Raw genomic sequence first — 9,927 nt, 5'->3', positions numbered from 1 at the left:
ATTTCCTGCAGCGCTATTTTGCTTCCTTCGCAGGCGATTTGCCGCCCGCCGGCCTCTATCAGCGCATTCTCTCCGAGGTCGAATATCCGCTGGTGCTGGCCTCGATGACGGCAACCCGCGGCAACCAGATCAAGGCTGCGGAACTCCTGGGGCTCAACCGCAACACGCTGCGCAAGAAAATTCGCGAACTCGGCGTCAACGTCTACAAATCGACCAGGCAGGTTTAGAGCGACGTGCGTCCGTTCGGACGTACAAAGTTCTCTCTACACTTTGAGCTTTGCGCATCGTGCTTTCCGAAAAATCGATTCCGTTTTCGGGCCGGTGCGACAGAGCGAAGCTTTTCGGGGGATCGATCGCCGAAACATTTCCGTCCAGGTCACACTTGTTGCATAATCGCCACAATGCGTTGCATCATCCGACGCAATTACTGGCTCTAGACGGCGACATGGCTCCACAGGCAGCGACACCGAGCGAAGCGCTTTTCAGCGAACCTGGCACACGGGACGGGCGCCGGCTGCTTGCGCTGCCCGGCGTGGTGGCAATTGCCGGTGCGCTGGTTACGGCGGCGATCTCCTTCGCCATCCTCGTCGGCGCCACGCCGATCACGCCGGACGAGAGGACAACGCTGGCGCTTATCGCCCTCAATGCGGCGTTCATTCTGTTTCTGATCGCACTGGTCGGCCGCGAAGTGCATCGTATCGTGATGGCGCGCCGGCGCGGCAAGGCGGCGTCGCGGCTGCATGTGCGGATCGTGGCGATGTTCGCGCTGGTCGCCGCGATTCCCGCCATCATGGTGGCCATTATCGCCTCGATCACACTCGATATCGGCCTTGATCGCTGGTTCGAGATCCGTACCAAGACGATCGTCAATTCGTCGCTGTCGATCGCCGATGCCTATGTGCAGGAGAACGCGCGCAATCTCCAGGGAACAACCCTGTCGATGGCTTACGATCTCGACGCCTCCCGTACGCTCTACGGCCTCGATCGAACCGGCTTCCTCGATCTCATGAACAAGGAAGCCGTCGGACGCTCGCTGGCCCATGCCGCACTGGTCAGGCCCGACGGTTCGTTCGTCATGAGCGCAAAGACCGACGCCGATTTTGCCATGCCGGAGCCGCCGGAAGGCGCCATGAGCAGTGCCGCCGACGGCAGGCCGGTGCTGATCGAGCCGAAGACGCGCAACATCATGGGCGCAATCGTCAAACTGCGCGAGATCGAAGGGCTCTATCTCTACACCATCCGGCTCGTCGATCCCGAGGTGATCAAGGCGCGGCAGATTGTCAGATCCAACACCGACGAATATCGCGGTCTGGAAGACAATCGCCGCACTTCGCAGGTGGCGTTCGCACTTCCCTACCTGTCGCTGACGCTGATCATCATTCTGTCAGCCATCTGGACCGGAATCGCCGTGGCAGACCGCCTGGTGCGGCCGATCCGCCAGCTCATCGGCGCGGCCGACGAGGTCGCGACCGGCAATCTCGACGTTGCCGTGCCGGTTCGGCCCTCCGACGGCGACGTCGCCTCGCTCGGCGACACCTTCAACAAGATGCTGCTGGAACTGAAATCGCAGCGTAACGAGATACTGTCCGCCAAGGATTTGATCGACGAGCGGCGGCGTTTTTCTGAAGCCGTGCTTGCCGGTGTCACAGCCGGCGTCATCGGCGTCGATCCATATGGCATCGTCACCATCGTCAACCGGTCGGCTGAAACGATGCTGGCCATATCTGCTACCGCCGCACTCGGGCAAAACCTCTCCGCCGTGCTGCCGCATGTCGGCCGCGTATTCGAGATCGGCCGTAAGTCGGGGAAGCCTGTCCACCGCGAGCAGGTGACCTTCTATCGCGCGGGGACGGAGCGGACCTTCAACGTGCAGATCACGGTCGAGGCCGGCGACGACGGTTCGGAGGAGAAGTCCTATGTCGTAACCGTCGATGACATCACCGATCTGGTCCAGGCGCAGCGTTCCTCGGCCTGGGCGGATGTGGCGCGGCGCATCGCGCACGAGATCAAGAACCCGCTGACACCGATCCAGCTTTCCGCCGAGCGTATCAAGCGCCGCTACGGCAAGGTCATCACCGAAGACCGCGAGGTTTTCGATCAGTGCACCGATACGATCATCAGGCAAGTAGAGGACATCGGCCGGATGGTCGACGAGTTCTCCGCTTTCGCACGCATGCCCAAGCCCGAAATGAAGGCCCTCGATTTGCGCGAATCGTTGCGTGAAGCCTCGTTCCTCGTCGAAGTGAGCCGATCCGATATCACCTTCGAGCGCGTGTTCGGCAACGAACCGCTCAAAGGCACTTTCGACAGCCGCCTGATGGCGCAGGCTTTTGGCAATGTTATCAAGAACGCGGCCGAGGCAATTGACGGACTTGATCAAAAGGACCGCTCGCACGGCATAATCCGGATTCAAGCCGGGCGCCAGAATGGTGCGATTCGCATCGATGTCATCGACAACGGCAAGGGCTTGCCGCGCGAGAATCGCCAGCGATTGCTCGAGCCTTACATGACGACACGCGAGAAAGGCACGGGGCTCGGCCTCGCTATCGTCAAGAAGATAGTGGAGGACCATGGCGGCCGGCTCGAACTGCATGACGCGCCGGCGGATTTCCACGACGGGCGAGGCGCGATGATCAGCATCATTCTGCCGCTCGCCGCCACCGTGCCGTCGCGCGGCGAAGGCAAGACGGAAAACGAAAGAGAAACTGAAAAGGTCGGTAATGGCGTCTGACATTCTCATCGTCGATGACGAGGAAGACATCCGTGAACTCGTCGCCGGTATCCTAAGCGACGAAGGTCACGAAACCCGCACGGCATTCGATGCCGACAGCGCCCTGGCGGCGGTAGCCGACCGGGCGCCGAGGCTGATTTTCCTTGATATCTGGCTGCAAGGCTCACGTCTGGACGGACTGGCGTTGCTGGACGAGATCAAGACGATGCATCCGAGCTTGCCTGTGGTGATGATCTCGGGCCACGGCAACATCGAGACGGCGGTCTCGGCCATCCGCCGCGGCGCCTATGACTTTATCGAGAAACCGTTCAAGGCCGACAGGCTGATTCTCATCGCCGAACGTGCGATTGAAACCTCGAAACTCAGACGCGAGGTTTCTGATCTCAAGCTGCGCAGCGGCGAAACCTTCGACCTGATCGGCATGTCGTCGGCGATGAGCCAGTTGCGCCAGACCATCGAGCGCGTTGCGCCGACCAACAGCCGCGTCATGATCATCGGCCCGTCCGGGTCGGGCAAGGAACTCGCGGCTCGCGCCATCCACACGCTGTCGGCGCGCAAGAGCGCACCATTTGTCACGCTGAGCGCTGCCAACATCACGCCCGAACGCATGGAGGTCGAGCTGTTCGGTACCGAATCCAACGGTGTCGAACGCAAGGTCGGCGCGCTTGAGGAAGCCCATCGGGGCATTCTCTACATCGACGAAGTGGCCGACATGCCGCGCGAAACGCAAAACAAGATTCTGCGCGTGCTGGTCGAACAGCAGTTTGAGCGGGTAGGAGGCACCAAACGGGTCAAGGTCGATGTCCGAATCATTTCGTCGACCTCGCAGAACCTGGAGGCGATGATCGCCGACGGTCGTTTCCGGGAGGATCTCTATCACCGTCTGGCGGTGGTTCCGGTCATGGTGCCGGGATTGGCCGAGCGGCGGGAGGACATCCCCTATCTTGTCGACAATTTCATGAAACAGATCGCCCGCCAGGCCGGTATCCGGCCGCGGCGCATCGGCGACGACGCGCTGGCGGTGCTGCAGGCGCACAACTGGCCAGGCAACGTCCGCCAGTTGCGCAACAACGTCGAGCGACTGATGATCCTGGCGCGCGGCGACGATATCGATGCACCGATCACCGCCGATCTTTTGCCTGCCGAGATCGGCGATGTCATGCCGCGCACGCCAAACCAATCCGATCAGCACATCATGGCGCTGCCGTTGCGTGAAGCGCGCGAACAATTCGAGAAGGACTATCTGATCGCCCAGATCAATCGTTTTGGCGGCAACATCTCGAAAACGGCCGAGTTCATCGGCATGGAACGCTCGGCGCTTCACCGCAAGCTGAAGTCGCTGGGCGTCTGATTTCCATCATGGCCTACGCAATTATCGGTTACGGCGCCGGCGGAATCGCATAAGAAAGCGCTGCAGCGCCGCGGGTCTTTTGGGACGCTCAAAGGACGCTGTAGCATTTTGATTTTTGCGCATGACCCCGAAAATCGATTCCGATTTTCGGGGTCATGCGCTGACTTCTCCAGGGTGACCTCATGCCGCGCATTGCCTATGTGAACGGGCGCTATGTCGCTCACGCCGACGCCTTCGTGCATGTCGAGGACCGTGGTTATCAGTTCGCCGATGGCGTCTACGAGGTCTGCGAGGTAGCGCGCGGCTTCATCGTTGATATGCCTCGCCATCTCGGACGGCTAAACCGCTCGCTGACCGAATTGTCGATCGACTGGCCGGTCACGCGGGGCGTGTTGCCGATTATTATGCGTGAGGTGGTTCGCCGCAACCATGTCACCGATGGCCTGGTCTATCTTCAGGTGACGCGTGGCGTCGCCAGTCGTGACTTTATTTTCCCGGCGGCGGGCACGAAGCCGTCGCTGGTGGTGACCGCCAGGAAAGCCGACCCCGCTGCTGCCGCGAAGAGAGCCGAAAGCGGAATCAAGGTTATCACCGTGCCAGAGAATCGTTGGGATCGGGTCGATATCAAGTCGGTCGGCCTGCTGCCAAATGTGCTCGCCAAGCAGAAGGCCAAGGAAGCCGGCGCCCAGGAAGCCTGGTTCGTCGATGCCGACGGCACCGTCAAGGAAGGTGGATCGTCGAACGCCTGGATCATCACCAGGGATGGTGTGCTGGTGACGCGTCCGGCCGAGCACGGCATCCTGCGCGGCATCACCCGCACCACGCTGTTCGAAGTGGCCGCCAAGCTCGGCCTGAAGATCGAGGAGCGCGGCTTTTCGGTCGCCGAGGCCAAGGCTGCGCGCGAGGTTTTCATCAGCTCCGCGACCACCATCGCGATGCCGATCGTGGCGATCGACGGCGCTCCCGTCGCCAATGGCCATCCGGGCTCGATAACACTTTCCTTGCGGCAAGCCTTTTTTGACGTTGCGGAAAAAAGTCCAGCCTGATAACCGCACAGGTGGAATGAACATCAATATATCTCGTTCTGCTTGTCGTTATTGACGGCAAGATGGTGTTTGCGCGCTTGACACGTGCCGGGTAATTTGGCGCATTGAGGTGCAAACCGAAGGGGATCGGCGAAAGACAAGAACAATGGCGGAACGATCGCAAAATCTTCAGGACCTGTTCCTGAATTCAGTTCGCAAAAGCAAAAACCCACTCACCATCTTTCTCATCAACGGCGTGAAGCTGACCGGTGTGGTTACTTCGTTCGACAATTTCTGTGTTCTGCTGCGTCGAGACGGCCATTCCCAGCTCGTCTACAAGCACGCCATTTCCACGATCATGCCGAGCCAGCCGGTTCAGATGTTCGATGGCGAGGAAAGCCAGGGCGCCTGATTGGCACGTAAGAAAGACGCGGACCGCAGCGTTCGCGAAAAACCAGCATATCAGCCGGGGACGGAAGCCGAAGGCCCGACCCGGGCCGTGGTCATCGTGCCGGTGCTTACCCGCCAGCCGCGCGGCGACGAAGACACCAATCGTCCGCGCCTGATGCGTTCCGCCGAGGCCCGCCACGACGAAGCGGTTGGTCTTGCCCAAGCCATTGACCTCGACCCGATCCATACCGCGGTGGTGACCGTCAATGATCCGCGGCCAGCAACCTTGCTCGGCAGCGGCAAGGTCGCGGAGTTCGCCGAGATCGTCAAAGAGGGCCGTGCCGAACTGGTTATTGTCGACCATCCGTTGACGCCGGTGCAGCAACGCAATCTGGAAAAAGAATTGAACGCCAAGGTGCTGGATCGCACCGGGCTGATCCTGGAGATTTTCGGCGAGCGCGCGCGCACCAAGGAAGGTACGCTGCAGGTCGATCTTGCGCACCTCAACTATCAGAAGGGCCGGCTCGTGCGAAGCTGGACCCACCTCGAGCGCCAGCGCGGCGGCGCCGGTTTCCTTGGCGGTCCTGGCGAAACGCAGATCGAGTCGGACCGCCGTGTCCTGCAGGACAAGATCAACAAGCTGAAGCACGAGCTGGAAACAGTGCGGCGGACCCGCGATCTGCACCGCGCCAAGCGCAAGAAGGTGCCGTTCCCGGTTGTGGCGATCGTCGGCTATACCAACGCCGGCAAGTCGACGCTGTTCAACAGGCTGACCGGAGCAGAGGTGCTGGCCGAGGACATGCTGTTTGCCACGCTCGACCCGACACTGCGTCGGGTGCGACTGCCGCACGGCACGCCGGTCATCCTTTCGGACACTGTCGGTTTCATTTCGGACCTGCCGACGCATCTGATCGCGGCCTTCCGGGCAACGCTGGAAGAGGTGGTCGAGGCCGATCTCGTCATCCATCTGCGCGATATCTCGGACCCCGACACGGCCGCCCAGGCCGAGGATGTCGAGCGCATCCTCGCCGATCTCGGCGTCGATGCCGGCGACAGCAAGCGCGTCATCGAAGTGTGGAACAAGATCGACCGGCTCGATGAAGGCAACCGGGCGCGGTTGCTCGCCGACGGCATCGACGGCAACAAGGCGCCGCCGATTGCCATATCGGCCGCCACCGGCGAGGGCATCGATGTGCTGAAGGCGATCATGGAGACAAGAGTTTCAGGCGAACTGGAAACGCTGACCGTCACGCTCAAGCCTGACCAGCTTGGGTTCGTCGACTGGCTCTACCGCAATGGCGACGTCGTCTCGCGCACCGACAATGACGATGGCGGTATAACCGTGTCGCTCAAAGCGACGCGAAGCGCACACGAAGAGATAGAAACCAGATTGCATCGTAAAAACAACGGATGATTTCTGTTACTTCGCGCTTTTGGCTTGCTGCCAAAGCGCCTCCATCTCGTCGAGCGTCGCCCTTTCCAGCGTGTTTCCGGACGCTTCCAGCGCTTGCTCGACATAGCGGAACCGCGACCGGAATTTCTCGTTGGTGCCGCTGAGCGCCGCTTCGGAATCAACCTTGAGATGACGCCCGAGATTGACGACGGCAAACAGCATGTCGCCGAACTCGTCCTTGATCGAAGCTGTATCGCCCTTGGCAAGGGCCTGGCGCAACTCGCCTATCTCTTCCTCGATCTTGTCGAGGATCGGCGTGGCCTCGCTCCAGTCGAAGCCAGCGCGGGCGGCTTTCTCCTGCAGCTTGAGCGCCCGGGTCAAAGCGGGCAGGGCGACTGGTACGCTGTCCAGAAAACCATTGCCATGATCCTCAGGATCGTGCCCGCGGGCGAGGCGGGCGTTTCGCTTTTCCGCTTTTTCCTCGGTCTTGATCTTCTCCCACATGCCCTTGGCCATGCCCGCGCTGCGCGCCTTCTCATCGCCGAAGACATGCGGATGGCGGCGGATCATTTTTGTGGTAATGGCCTGGACCACGTCGCCAAAGGCGAATTCACCGGCCTCCTCGGCCATCTGCGCATGGTAGACGACCTGCAGCAGGAGGTCGCCGAGCTCGTCGCGCAGATCGTCCAGGTCGCCGCGCGCGATCGCGTCCGCCACCTCGTAGGCTTCCTCGATCGTGTAGGGCGCGATGGTCGAGAAATCCTGCTCGATATCCCACGGGCAGCCGGTTTCCGGCGCACGCAGCGCCGCCATAATCTCAATCAGCCGGGAAATGTCTTTCGAAGGTTTCATCTGTCGACGCTATCGTGCAGCGACCACTCAGCCAATGCTGTCACCCGGCAAGGGCGCATTGTCCACAGTTGCCAGCGACGGTCGGCTCAATCGAGCACTGAGACGATCGCCTTGGCGAGCGCATCCATGCCGTCCTCCGGCAGGCCGGCGACGTTGATGCGGCTGTCGCCGACCATATAGACACCGTGCTCGGCACGCAGCCGCTCGACCTGCACTTCGGACAGGCCAAGCCGGGAAAACATGCCGCGATGGCTGGCGACGAAATCGAAGCGATCGGAATTGGACTGCCGCCGCAGCGCTTTGGCGAACTGCACCCGAAGCCGCAGCATGCGCAGGCGCATCTCCTCTAGCTCCGCTTCCCAGTCGGCGCGCAGTGTGGCGTCTTCAAGCACGATGCGCACCGCGGCCGCGCCGTGGTCCGGCGGCATCGAGTACATAGCGCGCGCCGCCGACAGCATCTGGCTCATTGCGACATCCGCCTGCGCGCTGTCTTTAGCCAGGATCATGGCCGCGCCGACACGGTCACGATACACGGCGAAATTCTTGGAGCAGCTCGAGGCAACCACCATTTCCGGAACTTTTTCAGCCAGCAGGCGCAAGCCGGTGGCGTCCGCGTCCAGCCCCTCGCCAAAGCCTTGATAGGCAATGTCGACAAAAGGCAGCAGGCCGCGCTCGATAACCAGGTCGGCTATTTCGGCCCACTGCGCGGTGTCCAGATTGGCGCCTGTCGGGTTGTGGCAGCAACCATGCAGCAGCACCACGTCGCCGCTCTTGGCGGTCGCCAGCGCGCTCATCATGTCGGCGAAGCGAACAGCACCTGATGCAGCGTCGAAGTAAGAATGTTCGCGTATCTCCAAGCCGGCGGCGCGCATCACCGGCATGTGGTTCGGCCATGTCGGGTCCGACAGCCAGATCGTCGCGTCGGATCGCGTCCTCTTGAGCAGTTCGGCCACCAGCCGCAGCGCGCCGGAGCCGCCGGGTGCCTGCGCCGCGCGGATGCGCGAAAACTCGGCCGCAGGGCCAAAGACCAGCCCCGCCATCGCTGTGTTGAAGCCAGTATCGCCTGCAAGGCCGAGATAGGTCTTGGTGTCCCGGCTCTGCAGCAGTCGCTTTTCGGCTTCGCGCACGGCGCGCATCACCGGCGTCTTGCCATCGCGATCCTTGTAGACGCCGACGCCGAGGTCGACCTTGCCGGGGCGGGGATCGGCGCGATAGAGGCCGATCAAGGCAAGGATCTTGTCGGCTGGGGCAGGCTGGAGGTCTTCGAACATCGGCTCGGTTTCCGTTGGCGGCGGAGTGATACGCAAATCGGCTGTGCTGCGCCAGCGGTTTCATTTGCACCAGGCTGAAAACCGCCAAACCAGGAGACAGGACGCAGAAATCCATAGCATGCCTTGAGGAAAGGCTCGCACGCGGCGAAAGCTTGACGGCACGGCTCGTCGACGCCGTTCTATGACGCCAGCTTGAGGGCAGCACACGGTAAGGCGGCGACAGATTGCTGCTTCTTGCCTCCCCAACCGATCCGCGGCAGCCATTCGAGGTAATAGGCAAAGCCGAACTGCAGCGCGATGCCTGTCGAGATCAGGATCGCGTCGTAGAGGAGCCCGCCCGGGCTGACGACCTTCATGACCTGCGCAATCATGGCGAGGATCGTTCCGGCGATGAAGACCGGCAGCGAATGCTTGCCGAGAACCGCGAACGGGTGTCCGGGCCCGGTCTTCGCCAGGTTGGAAAGCGCCGGGATCGCCACGATCAGATAGGCGATCGCCAGAATGTGCATGAGCCGCGACAGCGAAAGGAATGTCTTGTCGAAGCCGGTCAGCACGGTGGGCAGGCCGGAGGCCGTTTCGATGCCCCACAGCGGCAGCCGCACCCAAATCAGCGCGCCGACCAGATACCCGAGGGCCGCGCTCGCCATCATCCAGTTGAAGCGGATTTCGCCGCCGCGCTTGACGTGCAGCATGCCGGCGATCCCGATAACGAACAGAAACTGCCAGGAGAGCGGGTTCAGGAACCAGAAGCCGTCGCCGGGAAAATTCGAAGGCGCGATCTGGAAAATGCCGACGATGAGCCAGAGAAGAGCGGACGCAGCAAGCATCAGGCGCAAGCTGAAAGTGCCGATCCACAGGAAAAGCGGCATCAACAGAAGTACGACGGCATACATGGAAAGAATGTTGTTATAGCC

General features: G+C 61.5%; 9 protein-coding genes. 6 read left to right on the top strand and 3 right to left on the bottom strand.

The genetic code is table 11. The annotated features are described in order from the left end of the window. The 6 genes from EOA85_RS17965 to hflX form a co-directional block, all read left to right on the top strand. Positions 1–227 (top strand): helix-turn-helix domain-containing protein (locus EOA85_RS17965; protein WP_281033750.1); only part of this gene is annotated, 227 nt, incomplete at its 5' end. A 218-nt stretch (positions 228–445) separates the two neighbouring features. Continuing rightward, a complete protein-coding gene (locus EOA85_RS17960) occupies positions 446–2,731 on the top strand; it encodes a PAS domain-containing sensor histidine kinase (protein WP_164759725.1) in 2,286 nt (761 codons plus the stop codon). Next, entirely contained in the window at positions 2,721–4,082 is a 1,362-nt protein-coding gene (locus EOA85_RS17955; protein ID WP_065008746.1) for a sigma-54 dependent transcriptional regulator, read from the top strand. Before EOA85_RS17960 ends, EOA85_RS17955 begins: the two co-directional genes overlap by 11 nt. A 182-nt stretch (positions 4,083–4,264) precedes the next feature. Further along, on the top strand, positions 4,265–5,128 hold the full coding sequence (locus tag EOA85_RS17950) for a D-amino-acid transaminase (RefSeq protein WP_065008747.1): 864 nt from the start codon (positions 4,265–4,267) through the stop codon (positions 5,126–5,128). A 145-nt stretch (positions 5,129–5,273) separates the two neighbouring features. Next, entirely contained in the window at positions 5,274–5,519 is a 246-nt protein-coding gene (gene hfq / locus EOA85_RS17945; protein WP_006202172.1) for an RNA chaperone Hfq, read from the top strand. Next, on the top strand, positions 5,520–6,911 hold the full coding sequence (gene hflX, locus EOA85_RS17940; protein ID WP_127210617.1) for a GTPase HflX: 1,392 nt from the start codon (positions 5,520–5,522) through the stop codon (positions 6,909–6,911). It abuts the gene before it with no gap. Positions 6,912–6,917: 6 nt separating this feature from the next. On the opposite strand, the gene mazG is transcribed toward hflX, so the two are convergent. The 3 genes from mazG to opgC all read right to left on the bottom strand — a co-directional run. Next, positions 6,918–7,742 (bottom strand): nucleoside triphosphate pyrophosphohydrolase, encoded by an 825-nt coding sequence (gene mazG, locus EOA85_RS17935; protein ID WP_127210616.1) that lies wholly within the window; start codon positions 7,740–7,742, stop codon positions 6,918–6,920. Positions 7,743–7,828: 86 nt separating this feature from the next. Then, positions 7,829–9,013 carry an amino acid aminotransferase gene (locus EOA85_RS17930; protein WP_127210615.1) on the bottom strand — a complete coding sequence of 395 codons (1,185 nt, stop codon included), beginning with the start codon at positions 9,011–9,013 and terminating at the stop codon, positions 7,829–7,831. A gap of 179 nt (positions 9,014–9,192) precedes the next feature. Then, positions 9,193–9,927 (bottom strand): OpgC domain-containing protein (gene opgC, locus EOA85_RS17925; RefSeq protein WP_164759724.1); only part of this gene is annotated, 735 nt, incomplete at its 5' end.

The organism is Mesorhizobium sp. M5C.F.Ca.IN.020.29.1.1 (genome assembly GCF_003997375.1).
GTDB classification, from domain to species: Bacteria; Pseudomonadota; Alphaproteobacteria; order Rhizobiales; family Rhizobiaceae; genus Mesorhizobium; species Mesorhizobium wenxiniae.
Note: the sequence above shows the minus strand (reverse complement) of the source record. Positions and strands in the feature narration are given on the sequence as shown.

What these genes read in the sequence shown, in the direction of transcription:
- EOA85_RS17960 (WP_164759725.1), top strand. Translation starts at nt 446, where the DNA reads ATGGCTCCACAGGCAGCGACACCGAGCGAAGCGCTTTTCAGCGAACCT.
- EOA85_RS17955 (WP_065008746.1), top strand. Translation starts at nt 2,721, where the DNA reads ATGGCGTCTGACATTCTCATCGTCGATGACGAGGAAGACATCCGTGAA.
- EOA85_RS17950 (WP_065008747.1), top strand. Translation starts at nt 4,265, where the DNA reads ATGCCGCGCATTGCCTATGTGAACGGGCGCTATGTCGCTCACGCCGAC.
- hfq (WP_006202172.1), top strand. Translation starts at nt 5,274, where the DNA reads ATGGCGGAACGATCGCAAAATCTTCAGGACCTGTTCCTGAATTCAGTT.
- mazG (WP_127210616.1), bottom strand. Translation starts at nt 7,742, where the DNA reads ATGAAACCTTCGAAAGACATTTCCCGGCTGATTGAGATTATGGCGGCG.
- EOA85_RS17930 (WP_127210615.1), bottom strand. Translation starts at nt 9,013, where the DNA reads ATGTTCGAAGACCTCCAGCCTGCCCCAGCCGACAAGATCCTTGCCTTG.